A 24,120-nucleotide genomic window follows, 5' to 3' on the forward strand; every position below is an offset into this window, starting at 1 on the left:
GGAGATTGCCATGACGAAAATCTGGAACCGCGACGGCTTCGTGGAAAACGATCCCTGGGTGATCGAAACGGAGGAAGTGAAAGCAACTGCCGAGCAGAAACCGGTGCTGTCGCTTGCTGATTTCCTTGTCCGTGCGGCTGAAAGCAATGATGTCGGCCTCGGCGTTCTGATTGCGCCTGCCGACGATGTCACCCGGCTCGAGCCCTATCTCGACCGTATCGACCTTGTCGCCGTCAGCTTCCCGGCCTTCAATGACGGGCGGGGTTTCAGCCATGCCTCGTTGCTGCGCAGCCGTCTTGATTTTGCCGGCGAGGTGAGGGCGGTTGGCGATGTTTTGATCGACCAGGTGCCGCTGATGCTGCGCACCGGCTTTACCAGCTTTGCGGTCACGAACGAGACGGCGATCCGCCGCCTGTCCGAAAATCGCCTGCCGGAAATCCCAGTCTATTACCAGCCGACGGCCCTTTCTGCCAACGGTGGAGAGGCCTATAGCTGGCGCCGCCGTGCGGCCCAATGACGCGTTGTGCGGGAAATATGAGTTTTAGATGCATATTTTCTGCGCGCATGGCAGTATTGATATTCTCATGCCTTCAAACCGCGGCAAAAATGGTATAATTGCCCGGTCGAAGAATGTCGCTTATCGAATGAATGGACGGAACCTGAAATGAACGCGCCAGCCAAGACGGAAGATTTCGCGATCAAGATACCTGATGGTGTTTACGCCGAGACAGTTTTGTCGGTGGAACACTATACGGATCACCTGTTCCGTTTCCGCACGACGCGTCCGGCTGGCTTCCGTTTTCGTTCAGGCGAATTCGCCATGATCGGCCTGATGGTCGGCGAAAAGCCGATCTACCGCGCTTATTCCATCGCCAGCCCTGCCTGGGACGAGGAACTTGAATTCTTCTCGATCAAGGTTCCGGACGGCCCGCTGACATCGCATCTTCAGGCGATCAAGCCCGGCGACACCGTTCTGATGCGCAAGAAGCCGACAGGCACGCTGGTTCTGGATGCGCTGACACCCGGCAGACGGCTTTATATGTTCTCGACCGGCACCGGCATTGCGCCTTTCGCAAGCCTGATCCGCGATCCGGATACCTATGAAAAGTTCGAAGAGGTCATCCTCACCCATACCTGCCGCGACGTGGCCGAGCTGAAATACGGTTTCGATCTGGTCGAGGAAATCAGGAACCACGAATTCCTGAACGAGATCGTCGGCGACAAGCTCAAGCATTACGCCACCGTCACCCGCGAGGACTACCCCTTCAAGGGCCGTATCACCACGCTGATTGAAAACGGCAAGCTGTTTGCGGATCTCGGTGTTCCCGCACTCGATCCGACAATCGATCGCGGCATGATTTGCGGTTCCTCGGCCATGTTGAAGGACACCAAGGAGCTGCTTGAAAAGGCCGGCCTTACCGAAGGCGCCAATAACAAGCCCGCCGAGTTCGTCATCGAACGTGCTTTTGTCGGCTGATTGCATAACAAACTATGAGATTTCAGGAGGCCGTCAGGCCTCCTTTTTGTTTGCGCACTTCAGTGTCGCTGTTAAGAAACGGCGTCATCATTGTGTTTCGGCGCGATCTCGTTGCGATAGAGAAGAAAAAACCCGATGGCGATAGCGGCAATGCCGCCACCGACGAGATGCGACAGCGAATAACCGCCCTTCGTCACCAGCCAGCCCGCAACGACATTGCTGAATGATGCGCCGATACCCTGAACCATCATGACGCTGGCAAGACCGACGTTAAAACGGCCGGTGCCCTTCAAAATCCTCTCCACCGCAACGGGGGTGACGATGCCGAGCAGGCCGGCGCCAACGCCGTCAAGAAACTGCACCGGGAAGATGACCCAGAAATCCGTAAAGGCCGAGGCAAGAAGACCTCGTACGGGCAGGGCGACCAGCGCGACGATAAACACGGTCGAGAGACCGAAACGGCGTATCAGCCATGGGGCCATTGCTGCGACGAAGATCATCGCGAATTGCGCGACGCCGGTAATGATGGCGGTGGTGCGGAAGGGCGTCTGCAATTCGATGGCGAAATCCTGCGCGATCAACCGGCCCATCGGCGCGTTGCCGAAGTGGAAGACAAGCAGAATGATGGCGAGAAAGATCAGCCCGCGCTCCTGCAGCAGCACCTTTATGCCGGATGGGCCGGGTTCCCCCGTGTCTTCAGCAAGGCCGCGCGCGACCTTGTGGTCGATTCGATCGGGGTCGATGGCCGCCGTCGCGACCAAGGCGCCTGCAGCGGTCAGCAGCATGAGGCCGATGATGCCGTTCATGCCGAAGAAGGTGACCACCACATAGGTCGCGAAAAGCGACGCGAAATTGCCGCCGTGGTTCCAGAACTCGTTGCGCGATATCTGATGGGAGAACAGGCGTTCGCCGACAAGGCCGAGCGTCAGTCCGGCTAGCGCCGGGCCGACGACGGCACCGACGACCGCCGTCATGATCTGGCCGGTCCAGACGATCCACACATCCGGAAAGATCAGCGTGATCAGCGCGCCGACAGTCACGAGAACGACGGGAACGGCAATCAGCGTTCTTTTCCACGTCGTGCCATCCACCAGCGCGCCGCAAAGCGGCGTGGCAAGCAGACCGACGAGACCGCCGACCGTGGCGATCATCCCGAGTGAAAGCGAAGACCAGCCCTGTGTCGCTAAAAATGTGTCCAGAAACGGCCCTAGACCGTCGCGGGCATCGGCCAGAAAGAAATTCAGTGCTGCAAGTGCAAAAAGCGTGCGGTCTGAAATGCCACCGCTGCGAGGCAGACCGCCGGAAGGCAGGCTGCCGCGCGGTGCCGAAACGCCGATAGTCGTCATGAAATATGCTCCGAAAAATATGCAAGAGGTGATCAGAAATTGATCGAGGCTGGCGAGAAACATCTGTGCCCGCATTTGGTTGCATTGACACGACAGAAACATAAGTCCTTCGATATTTTGCTCATTGCAGAATAGGCCGGAGGAACGTTTCGCGGTGCAAGCGAGTTAGTCTTCGAAGAAAAACCGGATACTCGCCATGAAGACCAAGGCTCTCGCAATTTTATTTTCTGCCGGATTGCTCGGCGCACAGCCCGCGCATGCGGATGAACGCGAATTCCTTTCGTCGCTGAAAGGCACATGGGCGGGCAAGGGAACCGTGATTACTCGCATCGGCACGCCGCCCATCAATGTGAACTGTACGCTTAATTCCAATGCGGGGGCCTCGTCGCTCAACATGTCCGGCACTTGCCGGGGACTGCTCGTCGTAAGGCGCGCAATAGCCGCCGATCTCTCGGCGAAGGGTGGACGCTATAGCGGTGCCTATACCGGTCCTTCCGGTCGTCCGTCTGCGCTTTCCGGCAAAAGGCGGGGAAACGCGATCAACCTCACGGTCCGCTGGAATCGCGACATCAATGGTGATCGCGTCGCCGCCATGACCATCGAAAAGGTTGGCGCCAATGGCCTGCGCCTGCGCACCACCGACAAGGATGGCCGGACCGGCAAGACGGTGGTGACGAGCGATATCCGGCTGGTGCGCTGAGGCAGCGGGCCGTGAAAAAATGACAGACGAGGCTGCTCGGGGTCTTTAGCTGAACTCGAGCAGCAAAGGGCAGTGGTCCGAGACTTCCGGCTGCCCCACCACATTGAAGTGATCGACCTTCACAGCCGGATTGACCAGCATGTAATCCGCATAACGGTTCGCTTTGGCATAATGCGAGGTCCGCGTGTCGGTAAAACCGCGTGTCGTGACGAGTTCGATGAGGTCCAGTTCCTTCAGCACAGTGAAGGTGTCACTGTCGGGTAGAACATTAAAGTCACCGCAGACGACGATCCGGTCGCCATCTTCCGCAATGTTTTTGACAAGTTGCACGAGGCGTTTTGCCTGCGCCAGACGGGCAGGGATATCGTGTTTGCCATTGGGGTCGCGCAGCCCGTGCATATGGGCAATGACAACCGGCTGACCGGTCGTGAAATCGAAAACCCTGATGGCGTGACCCGTACGCGACCGTGGATGATCGCCGTATCCATCTGCGGAAAAGGTGCCGTGCACGAAACCCTGCGCCTGCGCAACAATGGCGATGGATTTGCGCACGAAGGTCGCCAGCCCCCATTGGGAAGGATACCTGATCTCACCATGCCAGAGATCGCCCTGCGCCGCCGGGCAGAAAATCGCCAGATGATTTGGCAAGGCCTCGGCGATATCGCTGAAGAAGTTCGCTCTTTGCGGCAGGTCGATGCCGTGATCACGATAGCTCAGCCAGTCCTGCAAGGCAGTCGGCGTGTGCACCACCTCTTGCAGGCAGAGAATATCGGGATCGGATGAGGCGATATAGGGAACAAGCTCGTCATGAAGCTTTCCGCCCCAACCATTCAGGCAAATCAGACGCATTCACACTCCATCACCGCTTGATTGTGGCACCCGTTTTAGCATGGAACGGATGACGATCAATCGTGTGCAGCGAGGTCGCGAAATGTTGTTGCCGTAACGAAAAAGGCCCGGATCGCTCCGGGCCTTTTTGTGTTTGTTTGCACCGAATGCCTTATTCGGCGGCTTCGGCGTAGGCCTCCATCGGCGGGCAGGTGCAGATGAGGTTACGGTCGCCATAGACGTTGTCGATGCGGTTCACAGGCGACCAGTATTTGTCGATGCGGAAGGCGCCGGGCGGGAAGCAACCCTGTTCGCGGCTGTAGGGACGATCCCACTCGCCAACGAGGTCTTCCACCGTATGCGGTGCGTTCTTCAGCGGATTGTTGGTCTTGTCCGCACGGCCTTCCTCGATGTCGCGGGCTTCCTCACGGATCGCCAGCATGGCATCGCAGAAACGGTCAATTTCCGCCTTGGTCTCGGATTCCGTCGGCTCGATCATCAGCGTGCCGGCCACCGGCCAGCTCATGGTCGGCGCATGGAAACCGCAGTCGACGAGGCGCTTTGCAACATCGTCCACCGTCACGCCGCAGCTGTCCGCCAAGGGCCGGGTGTCGATGATGCACTCATGCGCCACGCGTCCCGTTTCGGACTTGTAGAGCACGTCGTAAGCGCCCTTCAGCCGTTCGGCGATGTAGTTGGCGTTGAGGATCGCAACCTTGGTCGCCTGCGTCAGCCCTTCGCCGCCCATCATCAGGCAATAGCTCCAGGAGATCGGCAGGATCGAAGGCGAGCCGAACGGGGCAGCCGAAACCGCACCTTCACGACCGTCCGTCGTCGGATGGCCGGGAAGGAAGGGAGCAAGATGCGCCTTGACGCCAATCGGCCCCATGCCCGGACCACCGCCGCCATGCGGAATGCAGAAGGTCTTGTGCAGGTTGAGGTGGGAAACGTCCGAACCGATATCGCCGGGACGGGCAAGGCCGACCATGGCGTTCATGTTCGCGCCATCGAGATAAACCTGACCACCATGCTTGTGGGTGATCTCGCAGATCTCGCGAACCGTCTCCTCGAACACGCCGTGGGTGGACGGATATGTGATCATGCAGCACGAGAGGTTTTCCGCATACTGCTCTGCTTTTGCACGGAAATCATCGATGTCGATGTCACCATTGTCCCGCACCTTCACCGGCACCACTTTCATGCCGACCATCTGCGCGGAGGCAGGATTGGTGCCATGCGCGGAGGTCGGAATGAGGCAGACGTCGCGATGTGTGCCGCCATTGGCGAGGTGATAGTTGCGGATGGTCAGAAGCCCCGCATATTCCCCCTGCGCGCCGGAATTCGGCTGCATGGAGAAGGCGTCGTAACCGGTGACCGAGCACAGCTTTTCGGAGAGATCGTCGATCATTTCCTTGTAGCCGAGCGCCTGATTGGCCGGCACGAAGGGGTGGATGTCGGAAAATTCCGGCCAGGTGATCGGCAGCATCTCCGCAGTTGCATTGAGCTTCATGGTGCAGGAACCGAGCGGGATCATCGAGCGGTCGAGCGCGAGATCACGGTCCGAAAGACGGCGGATGTATCGGGTCATCTCGCTTTCGGCACGGTTCATGTGGAAGATCGGATGCGTCATGTACTGGCTGGTGCGCAGCAGTTCCTTCGGCAGACGATATTCCGGCTCGAAATCCGAGATCGAGAAATTGCCGCCGAATGCGCGCCAGACGGCCTCAAGCGTCGCCGGGCGGGTGCGCTCGTCAAGGCTCATGCCGATCTTGGTCGCGCCGACCTTGCGCAGGTTCACGCCTTCCGCAACGGCCGAGCGCAAGATGACGCCCTGCATGTGACCGACTTCGACGGTGATCGTATCGAAGAAGGTCTCCGGCTCGATCGTGTAGCCGAGCTTTTCCAGACCCTTGGCCATCAGTACGGCCTTCTGGTGTGTCTGCTGGGCAATCGCCTTGATGCCCTGCGGGCCGTGGAAGACGCCGTACATGGAAGCCATGACGGCCAGCAGCACCTGCGCCGTGCAGATGTTCGACGTCGCCTTTTCGCGGCGGATATGCTGCTCGCGGGTCTGCAGCGACAGGCGATAGGCGCGGTTGCCGCGCGCATCGACCGAGACGCCGACCAGACGGCCCGGCATGGAGCGCTTATGCGCATCCTTGACAGACATATAGGCCGCATGCGGGCCGCCGTAACCGACCGGAACGCCAAAACGCTGCGAGGTGCCGATGGCGATATCCGCACCCATTTCGCCCGGAGACTTCAACAGCGTCAGCGCCAGGAGATCGGCGGCGACGGCGGCGATGGCGCCGGTCTGATGCAGGCGGGAAATCAGGCCCGAGAAATCGCTGACATGGCCGTGGGTGCCCGGATACTGGAAGATCGCGCCGAACACATCGACGGGATCGAGATCGGCGAACGGGTTGCCGACGATCACCTTCCAGCCGAGCGGGGCAGCACGGGTCTCGATCAGCGCGATGGTCTGCGGGTGGCAATTGGCATCGACAAAGAAGGCGGTCGCCTTGGATTTGGCGACGCGCTGGCACATGGCCATTGCTTCGGCAGCGGCCGTCGCTTCATCGAGCAGCGATGCGTTGGCGACATCAAGGCCGGTCAGGTCGCAGACCATGGTCTGGTAGTTCAGCAGCGCTTCGAGACGACCCTGGCTGATTTCCGGCTGGTAGGGCGTATAGGCCGTGTACCAGGCTGGATTTTCCAGAATATTGCGCTGGATGACCGGCGGCGTGATCGTGCCGTAATAACCCTGACCGATCAGCGAGGTCAGCACCTGGTTCTTGTTGGCCGTTTCGCGCAGGCGATCGAGCGCCTCGCGTTCGGTCAGCGCCGCACCCCAGGTCAGCGGTACCTTCTGGCGAATGGAGGAGGGAACGGTGGCGTCGATGAGCGCGTCGAGGCTTTTGTAACCAACGACCTTCAGCATGTCAGCCATTTCCGACGGCGACGGCCCGATGTGACGCCGATTGGCGAAATCATAGGGCTGATAGTCGGTGAAATGGAATTCTGTGGGCGTCGTCATTACGCGATCAGCTCCTTGTAGGCTGCCTCGTCGAGCAGCGTATCGGCATCCGCCACGTTGGAAAGCTTCAGCTTGAAGAACCAGCCGGCGCCCTGCGGATCGGAATTGACCAGCGAGGGATCGTCGACGATGGCCTGGTTGATTTCCACCACTTCGCCATCCAGCGGACAATAGACATCGGAAGCCGCCTTGACGGATTCAACGGTCGCTGCGTCGCCATCCTTGGAAAAGGTGGCGCCCACTTCCGGCAATTCGACGAAGACGAGGTCGCCAAGCTGTTCAGCGGCGTGGCTGGTAATGCCAACGGTGGCGATATCGCCTTCGAACTTCAGCCATTCGTGTTCTGCGGTAAATTTCAGCATCGTATTCTCTCCGGAGATGGGATGAAGATTATCGTTTGTAGGTGGGCTTGATGAAGGGCAGGGCAGCGACGGTGACGGGCAGGTATTTGCCGCGCACTTCCGCAAAGATTGCCGTACCGGGGGCCGTGTAGGCCGTTGGCACGTAACCCATGGCAACGGGACCCTCAACCGAAGGTCCAAAGCCACCGGATGTCACTTCGCCGATTTCCGTCTTGCCCTCGGCATCCGCGAAAAGCTTGGAATGGCCACGCACCGGCGCCTTGCCCTCGGGCTTCAGGCCGACGCGACGGCGCGATGTGCCGTCTTTCAGTTCGCCGAGAATGCGCTCAGCACCCGGAAAACCGCCTTCGCGATCGCCACCGGCGCGGCGCGCCTTCTGGATCGCCCATTCGAGCGAAGCTTCGATGGGGGAGGTCGTGGTGTCGATATCGTTGCCATAAAGACAAAGACCGGCTTCGAGACGCAGGCTGTCACGCGCGCCAAGACCGATCGGCTCGCAATCGGGATGTTCGAGCAGGGCCTTGGCTATCTCTTCCGCCTTTTCGGCGGGCACGGAGATTTCAAAGCCGTCCTCACCGGAATAACCGGAGCGGGAGACGATGCAGGGCACGTCATGCAGCGGAATTTCCAGCACATCCATGAACTTCATTTCGGACACGCCGGCCCACAGTTCCGCCAGAACCGCCTCCGCGCGTGGTCCCTGCAGCGCGATAAGCGCCCGGTCGTCAAGAAGGGTAATCTCGCAGTCACCGGAAAGATGCGCCTTCATATGGGCGACATCGGCGTGTTTGCAGGATGCGTTGACGACGACGAAAAGATGATCGCCGCGATTGGTGATCATCAGGTCGTCCAGAATGCAGCCGTTTTCATCGGTGAAGAAACCGTAACGCTGACGACCTTCCTTGAGGCCGAGAATGTCGACCGGCACCAGCTTTTCGAGCGCAAGTGCGGCATCGGCATTGTTGCCGGACTTCGCCTTCACGATCACCTGGCCCATGTGGGATACGTCGAACAGGCCGGCTGAGGTGCGGGTCTGAAGATGTTCCTTCAGAACGCCGGCCGGATATTGCACCGGCATATCGTAACCGGCAAAAGGCACCATGCGGGCGCCAAGCGAAATATGCAGGGAATTGAGCGGCGTGATTTGAAGCTCGGCGTTATCGTCCAAGGACGCCTCCAGGGTTGCGCGAATGATCGCGCGGGCTCAGGTCATGGCGCGAAGCGCCGGTTCAAGAGCCCCCTCTGTCCTTGTCGCCTGAGATTGTTATCCCTTCGGCGAGCCGTCCTGTTTAAAGGTGGCTTCTCTCCAGAGTTTCGTCTTCACCGCTGGTCCTTTTGCCTGAGAGTTTCCGGGGCGGTTGCTCCTTCGGCACCGCATTGAAGCGGTTTCTCCCAACGATGATGCGACGCTCATTATCTTCGAAGGCCCGCTATTGGCAAGGACCAAATGACGCATCTGAACAGATTCTTGCTCCATCTGCGCCATCAACATCTATCCTGTCCGGTATAACGGTTTTAAGACCGCGTTTCGTACTCGTCGGAGTAGTCCGGTCGATGCGGCTCGCATGGGCGCGACGAGGCTTTTTCAGCGTACGGCTTCAGGCTGGCTGGAAGGGGCGGCGCTAATCGGATTTTTTCTCCGGCAGGCCCTTGCGTTTCGTCGAAGCGAAATCCTCAAGTTCCTTTTCTGTCATAGACTTCTCCATGCTTTTTGAAGCACCTTGTAAACTGGATTTCTTCGTCTCACCCCGTTTGGCGGCGAGTGCGGCGCCGGCGGCTTTCTGCTGGGCTTTCGATTTGGCTGGCATGTCGGATCTCCCTTGAAACGGTGGTTCCGACGGGAAAATGCCGCCTTGCGGCGATTGTTCCCTTGCAACTGTTAAGCCTGCGGCAAAATTCCCCTTTGAAATCGGCGGGAAAGCGGGATATCGCATGGGATTATGGATGCAAATCGAAAACGACGGCTGACAGGGATGGAGAAGGTGCTTCGCATTTTCTGCGCGACCCTGATGTTGTCGCTCGGTTTTGCCCACAAGCCAGCACTTGCCGTTGCCCCGGAGGTTGCACTCGACGAGAGCTACCGGCTTCCGGATGGCACCTTTGCCGAAATCTGCCTCGGCCACGCCGGCGGTTTGAATGCCTCCCACACCAAGGACAGCCCGGCCCATTCGGGTGACGCTATCCTCTTCTGCGAGGCGTGCCTGCTGGCATCGTCCATTCTTCTGCCCATGCCCGATACGGAAGGCTGGCTGAAGACCCAATTTGCCTGGCTCGACAATCGTCTCTCTGCGGAATGGAGCTTCCGCTCCGTCCTGACGATCCAGCAACCCGCCGCGCGCGGCCCGCCACCCCAGTCCGCCTGATTTTTCGTTTTAACGGGATAATCGCCGTCTTTGGCGGCACGGAGCGGCTGCGCAGACCCAGAGGGTAGCAGTCGCAGGGACAAGCAAATGAAAACCACCAAGATCATCACCTGCGGCCTTTTCGTCGCCTCGGTTTCGACTGCACAGGCTTTTGCCCATGCCACATTCGTTGAGGGTTCGGCCGAACAGGACAGCACCGTCGTTGCGGCCCTTCAGGTGCCGCATGGCTGTGACGGCGGGCTCGCCACCACCGAAGTCCAGATCAAGCTGCCGGAAGGCTTCATTTCCGCCAAGCCGCAGCCCAAGGCCGGCTGGGAGCTGGAGATCATCAAGGGCGACTACCAGAAGGTCTATAAGAACCACGGCAAGGAGATCAAAAGCGGTCCGATCGAAATTCGCTGGAAGGGCGGCAACCTCCCGGACGAGTTTTACGATACCTTCGCGGTGCAGGGTAAGATTTCCGGTATCGAAGCAGGGCACGACCTGCCCTTCAAGGTAACGCAGCTTTGCGGTGACAAGGGCAAGGTATCCTGGGATGAGGTCGCGGCGGCCGGCGTCGATCCCCATTCCCTGAAAAGCCCGGCGCCGACCATCAAGGTCACCACCAAGGCGCATGCGGGCGGCCATGACCATGCCGGCATGAGCATGGATATGGCTGTCGTAAAGGCAGGCAGCCTCGAAGTGTCTGGCGGCACGACCAAGGCCATGTTGCCGGGCCAGCCCGTGGGCGGCGGCTATGTGTCGATCAAGAATACCGGCGATAGCAACGACAAGCTGGTCGGCGTTGAATCCTCGGCTGCCGGTCGTGCCGAAATCCATGAGATGGCCATGGTCAACGACGTCATGAAAATGCGCAAGCTGGATGACGGCATCGTCATTCCCGCCGGCCAGACAGTGGAGCTGAAGCCCGGCGGTCTGCACATGATGTTCTTTGATGTAAAGAAGCCCTTTGCCGAAGGCGACAAGGTGCCGGTGACGCTGATCTTCGAAAAGGCCGGCAAGGTCGACATCGTGCTCTCCGCTGGCGCAGCCAAGGGCGGCGGCGACCACAAGCATAATTGACCAATGAAAAGCGGCTACCGGAACGCGTGACAGGTCCGGTAGCCGCAAGATTTTTCATATATTGTATTTGTTCTTCAGCGCCGTGATGGAAAAAGGGAGAGGGCATCTGCCATCGCGATTTTCCGGAACTCGGTCGAATATCTAGAAAATCAAGCTGACACCAAGCTAAACGCGAATGTCCATTCGACGTGGTCAAGAGGCCGAGAAACCAAATTAAGATACCTATATATCGGTATGATCTAACACGTCATTTCTGGGTTTTTGCGTGGTGCTGTTTTCCTCATAGGCCTCAACGGCCTGCTCCAGTGTCGTCTGCGGCTCGTGGCGCTGGCTGGCAACGGTCAGGAAATAGAGCGTCAGGGCGGGTGGCTTGATCACCGTCATCATACCACGCAGCTGGAAGTCATCCCCACCTTCGGCCTTGCGCGCCAATTCGTGAATGGCCTCTTCCACTTCGCTTTTGCGCGGAACGCGCTGCGATGGCTTCACGGCTTCCAGCGCATAGGCTGCCGTATTCGCGGAAACAGAAAGAACCTGTGTCATCCAACCCCCGGCAATTGTCGCCGACCCTTAAAAAAACGAGATTAGCAGCCGCATCTTGTTGGAAGGCTAAATCGCGACGCTGCAATTTAATCGTATTTTAGTGGACGAAGACGCCTGCCAAAGGGCTTTCGTCCGCTGTGCCCTTGGTCTAGAAATGGGTCGGACTTCACAGGTCCGGTAATTTCCGGAGATACCATTCCCATGATCAATATCGCTCTTGTCGCGATAGGCGGCGCCATCGGTTCCGTGTTCCGTTATCTGGTCAGCGTCTGGAGCGTGCGGCTGGCCGGGCCCAATTTCCCCTGGGGAACGCTTGCAGTTAATGTGGTCGGGTCTTTCCTCATCGGCCTGTTGGTCGAGCTTGTGGCGCGGCGGCTGAACGCCTCGATGGAAATGCGCCTGTTTCTCGTCACCGGCGTGCTCGGCGGGTTCACGACATTTTCGTCCTTCTCGCTCGATGCGGTGGCGCTTTTCGAACGCGGTGCGCTCGGCCTTTCGGCCGTTTACGTCCTTGCAAGTCTTGTGGTTTCCATTGCTGCGGTTTTCGCCGGGCTGGCCTTGGGCCGCAACTTGTTCTAAAGGCTTGATCCAAACGGCGCGCCGAACAACGGGCGCGCGATCAAGACAGAGAGACTGGAAATTTCATGGCAGGTATCGAGCATATCAAGGTCGGGGCCGACGAGGCCGGTATGCGCCTCGATCGCTGGTTCAAGATTCACTATCCGGGACTTGGTTTCGGACAGTTGCAGAAGCTGTTGCGATCCGGACAGGTGCGCGTGGATGGCGGCCGGGTGAAGACGGATGCGCGGGTGCAGCCGGGACAGATGGTGCGCGTGCCGCCGGTCGATTCCGATCTCAAGGTCAAAAGCGGACCGATCGGATCAAGGGATCTCAAACATTCGGAAGACGCGGAACTTCTGGCGCGCATGCTCTTGCATGAAGACGACAAGGTTTTCGTTTTCAACAAGCCGGCCGGCATCGCCGTTCAGGGCGGTTCCGGCGTCAACCGCCATATCGACGGGCTTCTGGAAGCCTGGACCAGCCCTAAGGGCGAAAAGCCGCGTCTGGTGCACCGCCTCGACCGCGATACCTCCGGCGTGCTGGTGGTTGCCCGCACCCGCGGTGCTGCGCAGAAGCTGACGGCCGCCTTCCGCGAGCGCGACACCAAGAAGACCTATTGGGCGCTGGTCAAGGGCGTTCCGCGCAAGCACCAGGACAAGATTTCTACCTGGCTGGTCAAGGAACAGACCATGGATGGCGACCGCATGCGTATCGCCAAGCATGGCGAGGAGGGGGCCGATCACGCCGTTTCCTATTACCGTGTCATCGATACCGCCGCGCAGAACCTCGCCTGGCTGGAGATGGAACCCTATACCGGCCGCACCCATCAGCTCCGCGTTCACGCGCTGCATATGGGCCACCCGATCATCGGTGATCCCAAATATTATATCGACGATCCGAACTGGGATTTCCCCGGCGGCATCCAGAAGCGCCTGCATCTGCATGCGCGCCATATCGACATTCCGCATCCGAATGGGGGCCGGCTTCGGGTCAGCGCACCTTTGCCGCCGCATATGGTGCAGACCTGGAACCTGCTCGGCCTCGACGTGGCCGATGGCGACAGGGAAGACTGAAAGCGATGAAGCTCGTTCTTTTCGATTGCGACGGCACACTGGTGGACAGCGCCGGCCTGATCCATGCGGTCATGGTCGAAACCTTTGCCGATTTTGGCAAGCCGCGGCCTGATATCTCGCAGACCAAGGCAATCATCGGGCTGACGCTGGATATCGCCATCGCCCGCATGCTCGGCAAGACGCATGTGGATGAGGAGGCGCTGGCAATGACGCAGCGTTACAGGGAAGTTTATCATCCCCTGCGCGAGCGTCCCGAAATGACGACGCCGCTCTTCGACGGTATCGCGCCGCTGATCGACACGCTTTCGAAACGGGACGACGTGCTGATCGGCGCGGTGACCGGCAAGGGAAGGCGCGGGCTCACCCATATTCTCGAAACCCACGGCTTTGCCGAACACTTCATCGTTTCGCGCACGGCGGATGATTGCCCGTCAAAGCCGCATCCGGCCATGGTCATGGAGTGTTGCCACGAAACCGGCATGGTTCCGGCCGATACTATCGTGATCGGCGATGCGGTCTATGACATGCAGATGGCCAAGGCTGCGGGCGCAAAAGCGATCGGCGTCGCCTGGGGTTATGCTTCCGTCGATGAACTCTGGACGGCGGGCGCAGATGCGGTAGTCAGCCATCCACGTGAAATTCCGGCCTATGTTCCTGCCGATAATCTCTAACCTTTCTATCCGACTGATGAGGACGTGCCATGCGTGATCTCCTGAACGACCTTTCGGAGGGCCTGAGCCACCCCGACCCGATCCTGCGCGCGCAAATCCAGATGCAGAAACCTTTGCCGAAGCGGTTCTACAAAGATGTCACCGTCGGAGAGGTGGAGGAGGGTGGCTTTGCCATCCTTCTCGATGGCAAGCCGCTGCGCACGCCCGCCAAGAAGCCGCTGACCGTCCCGTCGCACGCGCTGGCTGAACTGCTTCGCGATGAGTGGGATGCCCAGAAGGAGGTGGTGAACCCGGTGGTCATGCCGGTATCGCGCCATGTGAATACCGCCATCGATGGCGTCGCCAACGACACCCAGGCGGTTTTCGAGGATATCCTCCGGTTTTCTTCTTCCGATCTTCTTTGTTACCGCGCCGGTGACCCGGAAGCGCTGGTTGCGCGACAGACGGACCATTGGGATCCCGTGCTGGACTGGGCGGCCAATGTGCTCGGCGCGCGCTTCATTCTCGTTGAAGGCGTAATGCATCAAGACCAGCCACGCGAAGCCATCGCGGCTTTCGCGGTAACGCTGAAGAAATATGACACACCGATCGCACTTGCCGCTCTTCACACCATGACGTCGCTGACCGGCTCCGCCATTCTGGCGCTTGCGCTGGCGGAAGGGCAGCTGACGCAGGAGGAAGCATGGGCGCTTGCCCATCTCGATGAGGACTGGACCGCCGAGCAATGGGGGGAGGACGAGGACGCGCTGGAGCGCCGCGCCGTGAGGCTTGTCGACATGCGCGCGGCACTCAATGTTCTGGAGTCCCTGAAGAGCGCTTCTTAACGCTTTTCTAACCCTGATGGCCGAATATGCGGTTACCTCACGTAAGGGGAGCCGCTGATCATGATCACCACGCTGAAACGCCTTGGCATTCTTGTGCTGGCGTGTTTCACGCTCATGTCTTTCAGGCTGGAACCGGAAGCGACCAATACCGACCGGCTGCTTTACGATGTGCGCGGCGCATTCGTCGCCGCCCGCCCGGATGTCGCTCCGGCGCTGATGCAGTCCATTCATGCGCAGGTGCAGAATGCGATCAAGACCACGGCGCGTGGAGAGACCCGCCCGCGCGTGGTGCTGACCATCCGTCTCGCATCCGTTACGCGCGGCCCCTTCCTGTTTGGAGAAAGGGCGTCGGCCAAGGTCATCGTCCGCGCCGCCGCCGTGGCGACGGGAGAAGTGATCGCCGAAGCCAAATTCACCGCCACTGTCGTCAGCTTCGACAATCAGTCTATCGAGCAGGAACTCGCCTATGGCGTTGCAGAACGGGTGATCCGCGAATTCAGGCTCAGCCGATCCGGCCCGACGACGCTTGCGACGGCGCTCTTCCCGTAACGTCCGCGGAAGCGGTGGCACAATCACGATGCGTCGTTTCTCAATGTCGCGCCACCATTGGTTCCGCGTGTCGCACTCACATACATCGCGTATATTTATTTGACATACGCAGTGTATGTTCCTATCTCGCATACGCAACGTATGTAAACTGGACGCTGACGCTATAGAGCGCGGCATCGTCACTCAGCTGAAAGAGAGATGGAAATGAGTAAACGCGAAGCAATTTTTCCCGCCCACAGGCACGCGCTTTACGAAGAGCATGGCTACTCTGCTGCCATCAAATCCGGTGATCTGCTATTCGTTTCCGGCCAGGTCGGCAGCCGTGCCGATGGAACGCCTGAACCTGATTTTGAACGGCAGGTCCGGCTGGCCTTCGAAAATCTCAAGGCAACGCTCGAGGCGGCGGGCTGCACTTTCGACGACATTGTGGATATCACGACGTTCCACACGGATCCGGAAAACCAGTTTGGAACGATCATGACCGTCAAGCAGGAGATTTTCAGCCAAAAGCCTTACCCGAACTGGACCGCTGTCGGCGTCAACTGGCTCGCGGGCTTCGATTTCGAGATCAAGGTCATTGCCCGTATCCCTTAATAGCGGGTCAAACCTGAAACGGCGGCGCTCACAGGGCGCCGCCGGCTTGCTTCTCCACCCTTATCCAAGCCGCTCGGCATGCCATTTCAGATGGTCATCCATGAAGGTGGAAATGAAGTAGTAGGAGTGGTCGTAGCGGTCATGCATGCGCAACGTCAGGCTGATATCCGTGCCCTTGATCGCCTCTTCGAAGAGCCAGGGACGCAGGCCTTTTTCAAGGAAACTATCAGCCTTGCCCTGGTCGATCAGGAACTCGGGAAAACGCGCGCCATCCTCGACCAGCGCACAGGCGTCGTATTGACGCCATGCGGCCTTGTCCGCACCGAGATATTTTTCCAGCGCCGGCTCTGACCAGTCGGCTGACGAGGGAGCCACGATCGGTGCAAAGGCCGAGCAGCTTTTGAAACGGCCGGGATTCTTGAGCGCCATGGTCATCGCGCCATGTCCGCCCATCGAATGGCCAAAAATACTCTGGCGGCTCATATCCGCACGGAAATGCTGGCCGATGAGGGCGGGCAGTTCTTCCGTGACATAGCTGTACATCTGGTAATGCTCGGACCAGGGTTCCTGCGTGGCATCGAGATAAAATCCGGCGCCCTTGCCCATCTGCCAGTTGGTCAGTTCGTCCGGCACGTCATTGCCGCGCGGGCTGGTGTCCGGGCAGACGATGATGAGCCCGAGTTCGGCGGCCATGCGGCGATATTCGCCTTTTTCCATGACGTTGGCATGGGTGCAGGTGAGGCCGGAAAGATACCACAGGACGGGGCAGGGTTCATGGATCGCCTTCGGCGGCACGTAAACCGCAAAGGTCATCTCACATTTCAGGGTTTCCGATACGTGCGAAAATACGCCCTGCATGCCGCCAAAGGCCGTATTCTGCGAGATGATGTTCATAAAGACATTCCTTGTGAAAATTCCGGTTCAGCCCGCAAGCGAGACCGCGGCATTGACCGCCGCCGCCACCAGAACCGTGTTGAAGAAGAAAGAAACGATGGAATGCAGCAGCGTGACCTTCCGCATGGCAGTTGTGGTTATTCCCACATCCGATGTCTGCGCCGTCATGCCGATCACCACGGCGAAGTAGAGAAAGTCGTAACCGCAGGGTTCCTTGGTCGCCGGAAAATCCATGCCGCCGAGATGCTGCCGCTTGCCGTCCACCGTGGCAGGCCGCCAGTAAAGATGGGCGTAATGCAGGGCTGTCATGGTGTGGATGGTCAGCCAGCCCAAGATCACAGAGGCAAAGGCGATGAGCAGCGTCCAGACCGTCTCGCCCGTGTGGTTGAGCGCCTGGAACAGCGACACCACGGCGACAGCAACGGCTAGCAGCGTGACGGCGATGATGGCGACTGCGGGCAGATCGTCACTATCGGCATGGGCCTTCAGATGCTGCGCCGTCAGGCCCGACAGGCGAAAGCCAATCAAAGTGAGATAGGTCAGGAAGAACAGAACGGCCGCGACCTCGATCGCCAGCGGTGGCGTCAGAACCAGAGCCAGCCCAAGGCCTATGGCGCCGACGAGAAAAGCAATGACGAAAGGTTGATGGCGGCGATAGCTGCTGCTTTTCATATTGGCCGTGGTCATGGGCGGCATCTTTCTGTTGGCACCGTCACTTTTTGACACGGCGGCAGAAACGGTCAAGCGTCTCCAGAAAGGCGGAGCGGTCGCGCGGTGAAAAAGCCGCATTATATCCCTTGCTTTCACCGGTTTCACGCAGATGTGCACCAAGGTCGCGCATCGCCGTCGCCATCCCGATATTCGACTGGTCAAAAACGCGACCCGTCGGCCCGGTGACCAACGCACCCTTGGCGACACAGCGTCCAGCCAGCGGCACATCGGCGGTGATGACGATATCGTTTTCGCCGGCATGATCGGCGATCCAGTCGTCCGCAGCGTCGAAACCGGCGGAAACAATGACGTTTTTCACCATGGGATCTCGCGACGGGCGCAGACCGGAATTGGCGACAAAGGTCACTTCCAGCCCATGCCGTTCCGCCACCTTGAGAATCTCCGGCTTCACGGGGCAGGCATCGGCATCGACATAGATTTGCGGGTTTTGCGGCATGGACACTCTTTTCGGATATTTCCTGCCACGTTTCTAAGCGCAAACGCCACGATTACCAAGCCCACGATGGCTGAAATAAGGGCTCGATACCGGGCGCGGATAGTACTTGCGACGATCATGAAAACGGCATATGTTCCCTTTATGTTCTTATTTCGAGGGGTGTCATGCTGGAAGAGTTCATCGTGCAGGCCAAGTCTGCCACGTATGTTGGCGGCGGTAACAAATCCGCGACGCCCACGCGCAAGGGATCGCACGATCTCGGCTATCAGAACGGCGACTGGCACTATATCGACAGCTATTTCGGGGGAACCGATTTCATCGGTCAGGAGGTCGTCTGGCATCAGGGGACGGCCCTCTGGGCGATGAGTTATTACGGCCGTATCCTCCGGCCCGATATGATCGACGGCGCGACAGCCGGCATGGTCATTCAGCAGTCGCTTTCCACCCTCTATCGGGAGGGCCGCTTTCTTGGCGGCTTCACCCACCCGGTGGAAAATCTGGTCTATGTCGATACGAATGCGGGTGAATTCCGGTCCTTCACCGGCGTCGAGCGCATTTACCGCGGACATGTCGAGACATACCGGCTTGACTATCATGGCGGGATCATAAAGCCATAGAGCGCAAGAAATGCCATGGACAGGAACTACAATGGCAAATGGCGACGCTCAATTTTTCAAGGCGACACTCTATTTCGACAGCAAACCCGCGATCTCGGATATGACCCTGATAGAAGCGTGGGGTGAGGAGGGATATGAATGCGAGCGGTTGGGCGAAAAGGGCGTGTTTGACGGACTGCGCGGTGCAACCAGGGTTTTTGTCGGTACTCCCGAGCCGGTCGTGGCGACGCCGGTTGCGCCGGCCCAATATCCGGAAGTTGCAGAGGCGAGGGTCGACTGGTCAAAGACCTTTTGTATCGATGCAAAAGCGGCATATGACGATTTCACCCATGCGACACACCAATGCGAGTTCAGATTTCTCATCCTGGCGGATGAAGATGATCCAGACATCGCGCATAACGAGATCGCCTCGACCCTGCTCGGCATCCATCAGCTCGCCCCCATGCGGGCGGTTGCGTTGCATTATCTGGACATGATCGTCGGCCGCGCCAATCTCGATGACTATCTGAACTATGCAAACAGCCATCTGGATCAGCCGCAGCAAATGGCGACGATGCTGGCCTTCGGAGCCTTTGTGACGGAAGAGGGGGAAAAGATCAGGGCCTGGACAACGGGTCTGGAACATTTCGGCCAGACAAATCTGCTTTTCGATAGCCCAGCGGGAGATGCGACGGAAGCGCTTCTCACCATATTCGGCCTCGGACATCTCGTTGTCAACGGACGACGCTTCGCCGCCGGTGAAGCCATAACATCTTTCGATCTTCTTGCGCGCTTCACCCCCGCCGAACTCGATGATCGGCCAATGCTGCTCGTCGCGAAGCAGGAAGCCGGCTAGGGCGCGCCGTCATACCCCAGAACGGATGGGACGATGCGTTTTCACCGCCCCATCACAGGTTTCAAAATCAGCCGGGCTGCTTGGTCTTGCGCAGATAGGGAAGAACCGTGTCGTAGGAGCCGAAACGAGCAATCGCATCTTCGTTGGAAACGGCTGCGGTGATGATGACATCCTCGCCCTGTTTCCAGTTGGCAGGTGTCGCCACCTGGTGTTTGGAGGTGAGCTGGATGGAATCGATCGCGCGGAGAATTTCCTCGAAATTACGGCCGGTGGTCATCGGGTAGGTGAGGACCAGCTTGATCTTCTTGTCGGGACCGATGACAAAGACGGAGCGCACGGTGGCGTTATCGGCAGGCGTGCGGCCTTCGGAACTGTCGCCAGCACCGGCCGGCAGCATGTCGTAGAGCTTCGCGACCTTCAGGTCCTTGTCGCCGATCAGCGGATAATCGACGTTGAAACCGGTCGCGGTGCGAATGTCGTTCTTCCATTTTTCATGGCTTTCAACCGGATCGACCGAAATGCCGATGATCTTCACGCCGCGTTTTTCGAATTCCGGCTGCAGGCCGCCCATCGCGCCAAGTTCCGTCGTGCAGACGGGCGTGAAATTTTTCGGATGCGAAAACAGGACCGCCCAACCGTCGCCGATCCAGTCGTGAAAGCTCACCGGACCATGGGTGGTCTCGGCGGTGAAGTCTGGTGCTATATCGTTGATACGCAGGCTCATCTGATGCTTTCTCCCTGATGATTTGAAGTGAAAATCTGATGGTTTTCGACAATTCGTGTCCGGCGCTGGAGCTTAGAGTTTTTGCATGAAATGGCCAGCCTTTTCATCTGGCCTCAGTGGCGTTTGCTTCAGCCCCACAGAGATTTGATGACCCTGATTTCCATCGTTTGTCGCAGTTGCGTGATTTCCACCCGGTTGATTGTTTCAGGAGGACAGGATTACTCGAAAGGCGATCCCGGCGTTGTTTTCGCTCATCCCAGCGCATATTGTGACGCCACGTCAGGCGACGGCATTCCGGGGCGTTTCCGCACAGGGAGTGATGGAGAACAGCAATGACAATCACCATTACCGCCTTTGAACACTCGCCCGATGGCGGCAAGGGTCTCGCCCGCGATATGCGCGTCCGCTGGGCGTTCGAAGAAGTGGGCCAACCCTATGATGTCCGCCTTCTTTCCTTCAAGGCGATGCGGGAGCCGGCACACCTTGCGCTTCAACCCTTCGGGCAGATCCCGACCTATGAGGAGGATGAACTCGTCCTGTTTGAGTCCGGGGCGATCGTGCTGCATATAGCCGAACGTCACGCAGGCCTGTTGCCAGAGGATGCGGATGCGCGGGCGCGTGCGATCATGTGGATGTTCGCCGCGCTCAGCACCATGGAGCCGCCCATCGTCGAGCATTTTGTCGCCGGCTTTCTCGAAAGGGACAAGAGCTGGCACAGCGAGCGCTTGCAGATCGTCCACGACCGTATTCGCAAGCGGCTTGGCGAACTGTCCGACCGCCTCGGTGACGCCGACTGGCTCGACGGCGGATTCAGCGCCGGCGATCTGCTGATGGTGTCCGTGCTGCAAAGGATAAAAAGCTCAGGCATCCTCGACGAATATGAGAACCTCTCGGCCTACGTCGCCCGGGGCGAAGCGCGCCCCGCCTATAAACGCGCATTTGCCGACCAATTGGCGATTTTCAAGGCTGCGTCGAACGGCTGAGCGACGGTCGGAAAGACTGCCGCTGCGGTCTAACCCAGTCTCAGCGCGAGGGTCTGACCTGACAGACCCTCGCGACACCTTTAGAAACCCACCGTCACGGGTTTCAGGAATAGCTCCCGATCGAAACCATCGCAGCACTCAATCACAATGCGGGCGCCGTTCTTGAGACGTCGCCGCAGAAGGTCGGATGGTGCCCGTATGGTGCCGCCATCGTGAAGCTTCTGCAGCATCGACCGTGAAAGCCCCAGTTCGGACGCCAGCAGACGATCAAGGCGTATGCCGGTCTGGAGTGGAACCGTGAGATCAATCTCGGCCTTGGTCCAGTCGGGAGGTTCGTCCTTGATCTTTTTCTCGATATCAAACTCGGGAAACTCGTCGATGCGTTGCGATTTGCGTCTCAGGGCTTCGAGGTTGAATGTTTCCGCTCTTATCCATTGCGGATCGTTCGACTGCAGCGCTTCCATAACGGAAGGGCTGATGTCGCGGACATTCTGCCGCTCGAAAATCGGCCGGTTCCAGCTTTTGTCGCAGATCAGGCATTTATAGATGAGCCAGGCATCCAGTTTGCGGCCGTTGGCATTAAGCCGGATCTTGCCGCTGGCTTGAAACGCCCTCAGGTCGCCACATCCGCTGCATGCAAGCCAGGGCTGGGGCGCCGTTCGTGGTGTAATGGTCCATTGGACCCGAAGTACATTGCACATATTGTCTTGGTCTTCCATTTGGAAGTCCACCAAGATGGTGCAGGAGAAAACCCTGACGGGAACGGCGTGGCGATGTTTCGGGTGGGTGAAGAGCTGAGACAGCAAAGCTGCGCAGGGCACATTTTAACAATGCCAGACCGGTCTCTTGCCACCACCCGATGAACGTGATCATACGCCGACAGCCTGTGGCCATCCGCAGTACGGGTGAAACTGGATTGAGACCGGTATTTACTTAGGCAAAGTCTACCTCGATGCGCCAATGCTCTTCGGCGGTAACGATAACAAATGATCGGTCAGAAATGGAAGCATGCGGCGCGCTCAGCGGCCGAAAGCCACTGCGATGTGACTTTTGTGCAACTTCGGGTAGCCTGCCCATTCCGCGGTCAAAACGATGTCACCAGATGGGCTGCGACTCTATTTCCGGTAGGACACAGTTTTGCGCCTGTTATTCGCGGCTGCCGGAGACGGAAGCATACGCCGGAGGTTGAATCTTTGCGGATGAAATGGTGCCATAGCGCTGCCGTCACATGTAGAAATACGATGGCTACGGCGAGATAGGCGAGGGTGGCATGAACCTCTGTCCAGAACGCCTCCGCCTGATCGGAAATCGCCAGAGGCAACCCCGGCACGACCACGAGATCGAAGACGTAACTTGGGATTTGCAGGGGAGCCGTCAAAGCGACGGCCCAGCCGGCGAGGGGAACGGCAAGGGTAAGGAACAGCAATGCGACATGAGCGGCCCGCGCCGCGAACCTTGAAACCGGGCCTTCGCCATCGACAGGCTGCGGCTTCCGGCTGAAAGCCGACCATTCCAGAAGACGGCGGACCTGGCGCTCGCTCAGATCAAGCACATGCGACGCCGACACCATAGTCATCCGACCGGCAATCACCTTCGACAAAGTCTCGATCCGCTGCAGATCACGCTCGGTCATCGTAATCAATCCCATCTGCAATCTCCCAGACGTCAATCAGACCAGGGGAGTGTGACATTCCAACTTTGCGGAAACAGGACACTTTAACTTTGCGGTGGAGAAGCTAACCCAAGTGCACCATGCCTGCGCTTTAGGGTAGGGGATCACCCTCCTTCTTGCAAATGAGCCATGAACACCTCGGCCGGCGTCCTGTATCCAAGGCATTTGCGCGGTTGATCGTTGATATGACGCGTGAGGTGGAGAAGGTCGCGCTGTGACACGACTGCCAGGTCTGTGCTGCCTGGCAGGAAGCGTCGAATTCGCTTGTTGGTATTCTCGACGGTCCCTTTTTGCCAAGGCGCGCTTGGGTCGCAAAACCAGCTGCACGCACCGATCCCTTCCTCCAAAGCCCTGAACCCGGCAAACTCGGTGCCCCGATCAAATGTGAAGCTCTGACGCGCGAATGCCGGCAACAGCGAAAACGCTCTGACGATCTTATCCATGATTGGCCCCGAGTGCCGGCTCGGGTTCTTGATAAGAACGGTGTAGCGGCTCTTGCGCTCCACGAGCGTGGTGACATTGGCATGGCCGAGTGGGCGTTCAAAGATGAGGAGGTCTCCCTCCCAATGTCCAAACTTCGATCTATCTCCAATGAAATCAGGCCTTTGGGATATTCGGTGGGTAGAGGGAAACGCACCGTCGCGCGACTTCCTCGAACGCATTGGGCGACGTTTGCGGCGAGCCTCAGGCAGATACTGATAGAGACCAAGCGCGTAATCTTCCTTGCTGTAGATGAAGCGGTAGATTGTCTCCTTGCATACGCGAATACGACCGAAGCCGTCCGACTGCAGACGTCCGGCAATCTGTTCCGGAGACCAGCGGGCCTCCAACTGGTTGATGATCTCGGTGCGCAAAGCCGGATGGCGCCGCAGCTTTATCAATCGGCGTCGACGGTCTCTGGAGATGTCGTGAGCAACCGTGCTGTAGTAGCCGTCATAATCTGGCAGTTCACGGTCATGAAACGTGTTGCGCTTGATCTCACGGTAAATGGTCGAGCGATGACGGCCAAGCTGACGCGCCATCTCGTTGACGGGAACCTTTGCCGCCACCAGATGATGAAGACGGCGGCGATCGGCAAGGGTGATCTGAGTATAGCATCGGGACATGCCAAAATCTCCAAAGTGAAGCCATTGAAATCATTGGCATGTCGCACTCGAAAATAGAATGTACCCGGCTACACACAATGTGGCAGCAAGGTTGGAATGTCGCGCATTGCGCAAAGTTAAAATGTCCCCTG

General features: G+C 58.6%; 29 protein-coding genes, 1 pseudogene and 1 riboswitch. Of the genes and pseudogenes, 15 read left to right on the plus strand and 15 right to left on the minus strand.

Going from position 1 to position 24,120, the window contains the following annotated elements; genetic code table 11:
- The first annotated feature begins 10 nt into the window (after positions 1 to 10).
- Together QRN60_RS06760 and QRN60_RS06765 are read left to right on the plus strand one after the other, a co-directional pair.
- On the plus strand, positions 11 to 517 hold the full coding sequence (locus QRN60_RS06760) for a DUF934 domain-containing protein (RefSeq protein WP_129565079.1): 507 nt from the start codon (positions 11 to 13) through the stop codon (positions 515 to 517).
- A 147-nt stretch (positions 518 to 664) separates the two neighbouring features.
- Complete coding sequence (locus QRN60_RS06765; protein WP_129565080.1) at positions 665 to 1,477, plus strand: ferredoxin--NADP reductase; 813 nt, start codon at positions 665 to 667, stop codon at positions 1,475 to 1,477.
- 71 nt (positions 1,478 to 1,548) lie between these two features.
- Here QRN60_RS06765 and QRN60_RS06770 read toward each other — a convergent pair whose 3' ends face one another.
- The gene (locus tag QRN60_RS06770) at positions 1,549 to 2,886 is read right to left on the minus strand and encodes an MFS transporter (protein ID WP_165000614.1); all 1,338 of its coding nucleotides are present in this window, start codon (positions 2,884 to 2,886) and stop codon (positions 1,549 to 1,551) included.
- Positions 2,887 to 3,019: 133 nt separating this feature from the next.
- Here QRN60_RS06770 and QRN60_RS06775 point away from each other — a divergent pair, with 133 nt between their 5' ends.
- On the plus strand, positions 3,020 to 3,523 hold the full coding sequence (locus QRN60_RS06775; protein WP_060724165.1) for a hypothetical protein: 504 nt from the start codon (positions 3,020 to 3,022) through the stop codon (positions 3,521 to 3,523).
- A 45-nt stretch (positions 3,524 to 3,568) separates the two neighbouring features.
- Here QRN60_RS06775 and QRN60_RS06780 read toward each other — a convergent pair whose 3' ends face one another.
- The 5 genes from QRN60_RS06780 to QRN60_RS06800 all read right to left on the minus strand — a co-directional run bounded on the left by QRN60_RS06780 (position 3,569) and on the right by QRN60_RS06800 (position 9,558).
- Entirely contained in the window at positions 3,569 to 4,372 is an 804-nt protein-coding gene (locus QRN60_RS06780) for an endonuclease/exonuclease/phosphatase family protein (protein WP_060724166.1), read from the minus strand.
- A 151-nt stretch (positions 4,373 to 4,523) separates the two neighbouring features.
- The gene (gene gcvP / locus QRN60_RS06785; protein ID WP_129565082.1) at positions 4,524 to 7,388 is read right to left on the minus strand and encodes an aminomethyl-transferring glycine dehydrogenase; all 2,865 of its coding nucleotides are present in this window, start codon (positions 7,386 to 7,388) and stop codon (positions 4,524 to 4,526) included.
- Complete coding sequence (gcvH, locus tag QRN60_RS06790; RefSeq protein WP_045016075.1) at positions 7,388 to 7,750, minus strand: glycine cleavage system protein GcvH; 363 nt, start codon at positions 7,748 to 7,750, stop codon at positions 7,388 to 7,390. Before gcvH ends, gcvP begins: the two co-directional genes overlap by 1 nt.
- Positions 7,751 to 7,778: 28 nt before the next feature.
- Positions 7,779 to 8,918 (minus strand): glycine cleavage system aminomethyltransferase GcvT, encoded by a 1,140-nt coding sequence (gcvT, locus tag QRN60_RS06795; protein ID WP_111792841.1) that lies wholly within the window; start codon positions 8,916 to 8,918, stop codon positions 7,779 to 7,781.
- 149 nt (positions 8,919 to 9,067) lie between these two features.
- Positions 9,068 to 9,155: riboswitch (glycine riboswitch) on the minus strand.
- 217 nt (positions 9,156 to 9,372) lie between these two features.
- The gene (locus tag QRN60_RS06800) at positions 9,373 to 9,558 is read right to left on the minus strand and encodes a DUF3008 family protein (protein ID WP_020012481.1); all 186 of its coding nucleotides are present in this window, start codon (positions 9,556 to 9,558) and stop codon (positions 9,373 to 9,375) included.
- A 165-nt stretch (positions 9,559 to 9,723) separates the two neighbouring features.
- On the opposite strand from QRN60_RS06800, the gene QRN60_RS06805 reads away from it, so the two are divergent.
- Together QRN60_RS06805 and QRN60_RS06810 are read left to right on the plus strand one after the other, a co-directional pair.
- Positions 9,724 to 10,113, plus strand: a complete 390-nt coding sequence (locus QRN60_RS06805) for a hypothetical protein (RefSeq protein WP_223568418.1) — start codon at positions 9,724 to 9,726, stop codon at positions 10,111 to 10,113.
- 87 nt (positions 10,114 to 10,200) lie between these two features.
- Positions 10,201 to 11,175, plus strand: a complete 975-nt coding sequence (locus QRN60_RS06810; protein WP_129565083.1) for a copper chaperone PCu(A)C domain-containing protein — start codon at positions 10,201 to 10,203, stop codon at positions 11,173 to 11,175.
- Between the two features lie 222 nt (positions 11,176 to 11,397).
- Here QRN60_RS06810 and QRN60_RS06815 read toward each other — a convergent pair whose 3' ends face one another.
- Positions 11,398 to 11,718: a hypothetical protein gene (locus QRN60_RS06815; protein ID WP_129565084.1), complete on the minus strand. Its 321-nt coding sequence runs from the start codon at positions 11,716 to 11,718 to the stop codon at positions 11,398 to 11,400.
- Positions 11,719 to 11,919: 201 nt separating this feature from the next.
- Between QRN60_RS06815 and crcB the strand changes: the two genes are divergently transcribed.
- From crcB to QRN60_RS06845, 6 genes are all read left to right on the plus strand, one after another.
- Positions 11,920 to 12,297, plus strand: a complete 378-nt coding sequence (gene crcB, locus QRN60_RS06820; protein WP_129565085.1) for a fluoride efflux transporter CrcB — start codon at positions 11,920 to 11,922, stop codon at positions 12,295 to 12,297.
- A gap of 65 nt (positions 12,298 to 12,362) precedes the next feature.
- Entirely contained in the window at positions 12,363 to 13,352 is a 990-nt protein-coding gene (locus tag QRN60_RS06825; RefSeq protein ID WP_003502691.1) for an RluA family pseudouridine synthase, read from the plus strand.
- A gap of 5 nt (positions 13,353 to 13,357) precedes the next feature.
- Positions 13,358 to 14,023 carry an HAD family hydrolase gene (locus QRN60_RS06830; protein WP_099085429.1) on the plus strand — a complete coding sequence of 222 codons (666 nt, stop codon included), beginning with the start codon at positions 13,358 to 13,360 and terminating at the stop codon, positions 14,021 to 14,023.
- Between the two features lie 29 nt (positions 14,024 to 14,052).
- Complete coding sequence (locus QRN60_RS06835; protein WP_129565086.1) at positions 14,053 to 14,847, plus strand: ATP12 family chaperone protein; 795 nt, start codon at positions 14,053 to 14,055, stop codon at positions 14,845 to 14,847.
- A gap of 60 nt (positions 14,848 to 14,907) precedes the next feature.
- The gene (locus QRN60_RS06840) at positions 14,908 to 15,396 is read left to right on the plus strand and encodes a hypothetical protein (RefSeq protein WP_087743897.1); all 489 of its coding nucleotides are present in this window, start codon (positions 14,908 to 14,910) and stop codon (positions 15,394 to 15,396) included.
- A 204-nt stretch (positions 15,397 to 15,600) separates the two neighbouring features.
- Entirely contained in the window at positions 15,601 to 15,990 is a 390-nt protein-coding gene (locus QRN60_RS06845; RefSeq protein ID WP_003502695.1) for a RidA family protein, read from the plus strand.
- 60 nt (positions 15,991 to 16,050) lie between these two features.
- On the opposite strand, the gene fghA is transcribed toward QRN60_RS06845, so the two are convergent.
- From fghA to QRN60_RS06860, 3 genes are read right to left on the minus strand one after another with little or no spacing between them, the layout of a single operon-like run.
- Positions 16,051 to 16,884: an S-formylglutathione hydrolase gene (fghA, locus tag QRN60_RS06850; protein WP_113076283.1), complete on the minus strand. Its 834-nt coding sequence runs from the start codon at positions 16,882 to 16,884 to the stop codon at positions 16,051 to 16,053.
- A gap of 27 nt (positions 16,885 to 16,911) precedes the next feature.
- Positions 16,912 to 17,571 (minus strand): DUF1345 domain-containing protein, encoded by a 660-nt coding sequence (locus tag QRN60_RS06855; RefSeq protein ID WP_129565087.1) that lies wholly within the window; start codon positions 17,569 to 17,571, stop codon positions 16,912 to 16,914.
- A gap of 25 nt (positions 17,572 to 17,596) precedes the next feature.
- Positions 17,597 to 18,052, minus strand: coding sequence for a YaiI/YqxD family protein (locus QRN60_RS06860; RefSeq protein ID WP_003502698.1), 456 nt, complete (start codon positions 18,050 to 18,052; stop codon positions 17,597 to 17,599).
- 164 nt (positions 18,053 to 18,216) lie between these two features.
- Here QRN60_RS06860 and QRN60_RS06865 point away from each other — a divergent pair, with 164 nt between their 5' ends.
- Both QRN60_RS06865 and QRN60_RS06870 read left to right on the plus strand, forming a co-directional pair.
- Positions 18,217 to 18,669, plus strand: a complete 453-nt coding sequence (locus QRN60_RS06865) for a DUF5680 domain-containing protein (protein ID WP_035212514.1) — start codon at positions 18,217 to 18,219, stop codon at positions 18,667 to 18,669.
- 31 nt (positions 18,670 to 18,700) lie between these two features.
- Positions 18,701 to 19,504: a hypothetical protein gene (locus tag QRN60_RS06870; RefSeq protein ID WP_112207784.1), complete on the plus strand. Its 804-nt coding sequence runs from the start codon at positions 18,701 to 18,703 to the stop codon at positions 19,502 to 19,504.
- Between the two features lie 67 nt (positions 19,505 to 19,571).
- On the opposite strand, the gene QRN60_RS06875 is transcribed toward QRN60_RS06870, so the two are convergent.
- Complete coding sequence (locus QRN60_RS06875) at positions 19,572 to 20,228, minus strand: peroxiredoxin (protein WP_035217366.1); 657 nt, start codon at positions 20,226 to 20,228, stop codon at positions 19,572 to 19,574.
- A gap of 147 nt (positions 20,229 to 20,375) precedes the next feature.
- Here QRN60_RS06875 and QRN60_RS06880 point away from each other — a divergent pair, with 147 nt between their 5' ends.
- Both QRN60_RS06880 and QRN60_RS06885 read left to right on the plus strand, forming a co-directional pair.
- On the plus strand, positions 20,376 to 20,564 hold the full coding sequence (locus QRN60_RS06880; RefSeq protein ID WP_129565088.1) for a hypothetical protein: 189 nt from the start codon (positions 20,376 to 20,378) through the stop codon (positions 20,562 to 20,564).
- Positions 20,561 to 21,211 (plus strand): glutathione S-transferase family protein, encoded by a 651-nt coding sequence (locus tag QRN60_RS06885; RefSeq protein ID WP_111792847.1) that lies wholly within the window; start codon positions 20,561 to 20,563, stop codon positions 21,209 to 21,211. Before QRN60_RS06880 ends, QRN60_RS06885 begins: the two co-directional genes overlap by 4 nt.
- 80 nt (positions 21,212 to 21,291) lie before the next feature.
- Here the strand turns inward: QRN60_RS06885 and QRN60_RS06890 are convergent, their stop codons facing one another.
- The 4 genes and pseudogenes from QRN60_RS06890 to QRN60_RS06905 all read right to left on the minus strand — a co-directional run bounded on the left by QRN60_RS06890 (position 21,292) and on the right by QRN60_RS06905 (position 23,989).
- A complete protein-coding gene (locus tag QRN60_RS06890; protein WP_111792848.1) occupies positions 21,292 to 21,912 on the minus strand; it encodes a DUF1062 domain-containing protein in 621 nt (206 codons plus the stop codon).
- Between the two features lie 383 nt (positions 21,913 to 22,295).
- The gene (locus tag QRN60_RS06895) at positions 22,296 to 22,727 is read right to left on the minus strand and encodes a cytochrome b (RefSeq protein WP_284765183.1); all 432 of its coding nucleotides are present in this window, start codon (positions 22,725 to 22,727) and stop codon (positions 22,296 to 22,298) included.
- A pseudogene (locus tag QRN60_RS06900) lies at positions 22,722 to 22,859 on the minus strand (ISNCY family transposase); the annotation flags it as partial. The pseudogene QRN60_RS06900 and the gene QRN60_RS06895, both read right to left, overlap by 6 nt.
- 128 nt (positions 22,860 to 22,987) lie before the next feature.
- Positions 22,988 to 23,989: an IS30 family transposase gene (locus QRN60_RS06905; RefSeq protein ID WP_129565089.1), complete on the minus strand. Its 1,002-nt coding sequence runs from the start codon at positions 23,987 to 23,989 to the stop codon at positions 22,988 to 22,990.
- Positions 23,990 to 24,120: the final 131 nt, after the last annotated feature.

This window comes from Agrobacterium sp. CFBP2214, assembly GCF_030209895.1.
GTDB lineage: Bacteria > Pseudomonadota > Alphaproteobacteria > Rhizobiales > Rhizobiaceae > Agrobacterium > Agrobacterium radiobacter.

Excerpts from the sequence above, each read along its gene's own strand:
- QRN60_RS06855 (WP_129565087.1), bottom strand. The coding sequence starts at position 17,571 with ATGACCACGGCCAATATGAAAAGCAGCAGCTATCGCCGCCATCAACCT.
- QRN60_RS06800 (WP_020012481.1), bottom strand. The coding sequence starts at position 9,558 with ATGCCAGCCAAATCGAAAGCCCAGCAGAAAGCCGCCGGCGCCGCACTC.
- QRN60_RS06885 (WP_111792847.1), top strand. The coding sequence starts at position 20,561 with ATGACAATCACCATTACCGCCTTTGAACACTCGCCCGATGGCGGCAAG.
- QRN60_RS06870 (WP_112207784.1), top strand. The coding sequence starts at position 18,701 with ATGGCAAATGGCGACGCTCAATTTTTCAAGGCGACACTCTATTTCGAC.
- crcB (WP_129565085.1), top strand. The coding sequence starts at position 11,920 with ATGATCAATATCGCTCTTGTCGCGATAGGCGGCGCCATCGGTTCCGTG.
- QRN60_RS06825 (WP_003502691.1), top strand. The coding sequence starts at position 12,363 with ATGGCAGGTATCGAGCATATCAAGGTCGGGGCCGACGAGGCCGGTATG.
- QRN60_RS06875 (WP_035217366.1), bottom strand. The coding sequence starts at position 20,228 with ATGAGCCTGCGTATCAACGATATAGCACCAGACTTCACCGCCGAGACC.
- QRN60_RS06845 (WP_003502695.1), top strand. The coding sequence starts at position 15,601 with ATGAGTAAACGCGAAGCAATTTTTCCCGCCCACAGGCACGCGCTTTAC.
- QRN60_RS06860 (WP_003502698.1), bottom strand. The coding sequence starts at position 18,052 with ATGCCGCAAAACCCGCAAATCTATGTCGATGCCGATGCCTGCCCCGTG.
- QRN60_RS06830 (WP_099085429.1), top strand. The coding sequence starts at position 13,358 with ATGAAGCTCGTTCTTTTCGATTGCGACGGCACACTGGTGGACAGCGCC.
- QRN60_RS06805 (WP_223568418.1), top strand. The coding sequence starts at position 9,724 with ATGGAGAAGGTGCTTCGCATTTTCTGCGCGACCCTGATGTTGTCGCTC.
- QRN60_RS06840 (WP_087743897.1), top strand. The coding sequence starts at position 14,908 with ATGATCACCACGCTGAAACGCCTTGGCATTCTTGTGCTGGCGTGTTTC.
- QRN60_RS06760 (WP_129565079.1), top strand. The coding sequence starts at position 11 with ATGACGAAAATCTGGAACCGCGACGGCTTCGTGGAAAACGATCCCTGG.
- QRN60_RS06835 (WP_129565086.1), top strand. The coding sequence starts at position 14,053 with ATGCGTGATCTCCTGAACGACCTTTCGGAGGGCCTGAGCCACCCCGAC.
- QRN60_RS06780 (WP_060724166.1), bottom strand. The coding sequence starts at position 4,372 with ATGCGTCTGATTTGCCTGAATGGTTGGGGCGGAAAGCTTCATGACGAG.
- QRN60_RS06775 (WP_060724165.1), top strand. The coding sequence starts at position 3,020 with ATGAAGACCAAGGCTCTCGCAATTTTATTTTCTGCCGGATTGCTCGGC.
- QRN60_RS06810 (WP_129565083.1), top strand. The coding sequence starts at position 10,201 with ATGAAAACCACCAAGATCATCACCTGCGGCCTTTTCGTCGCCTCGGTT.
- QRN60_RS06905 (WP_129565089.1), bottom strand. The coding sequence starts at position 23,989 with ATGTCCCGATGCTATACTCAGATCACCCTTGCCGATCGCCGCCGTCTT.
- gcvH (WP_045016075.1), bottom strand. The coding sequence starts at position 7,750 with ATGCTGAAATTTACCGCAGAACACGAATGGCTGAAGTTCGAAGGCGAT.
- fghA (WP_113076283.1), bottom strand. The coding sequence starts at position 16,884 with ATGAACATCATCTCGCAGAATACGGCCTTTGGCGGCATGCAGGGCGTA.
- QRN60_RS06770 (WP_165000614.1), bottom strand. The coding sequence starts at position 2,886 with ATGTTTCTCGCCAGCCTCGATCAATTTCTGATCACCTCTTGCATATTT.
- QRN60_RS06890 (WP_111792848.1), bottom strand. The coding sequence starts at position 21,912 with ATGTGCAATGTACTTCGGGTCCAATGGACCATTACACCACGAACGGCG.
- gcvP (WP_129565082.1), bottom strand. The coding sequence starts at position 7,388 with ATGACGACGCCCACAGAATTCCATTTCACCGACTATCAGCCCTATGAT.
- QRN60_RS06880 (WP_129565088.1), top strand. The coding sequence starts at position 20,376 with ATGACCCTGATTTCCATCGTTTGTCGCAGTTGCGTGATTTCCACCCGG.
- QRN60_RS06765 (WP_129565080.1), top strand. The coding sequence starts at position 665 with ATGAACGCGCCAGCCAAGACGGAAGATTTCGCGATCAAGATACCTGAT.
- QRN60_RS06815 (WP_129565084.1), bottom strand. The coding sequence starts at position 11,718 with ATGACACAGGTTCTTTCTGTTTCCGCGAATACGGCAGCCTATGCGCTG.
- QRN60_RS06865 (WP_035212514.1), top strand. The coding sequence starts at position 18,217 with ATGCTGGAAGAGTTCATCGTGCAGGCCAAGTCTGCCACGTATGTTGGC.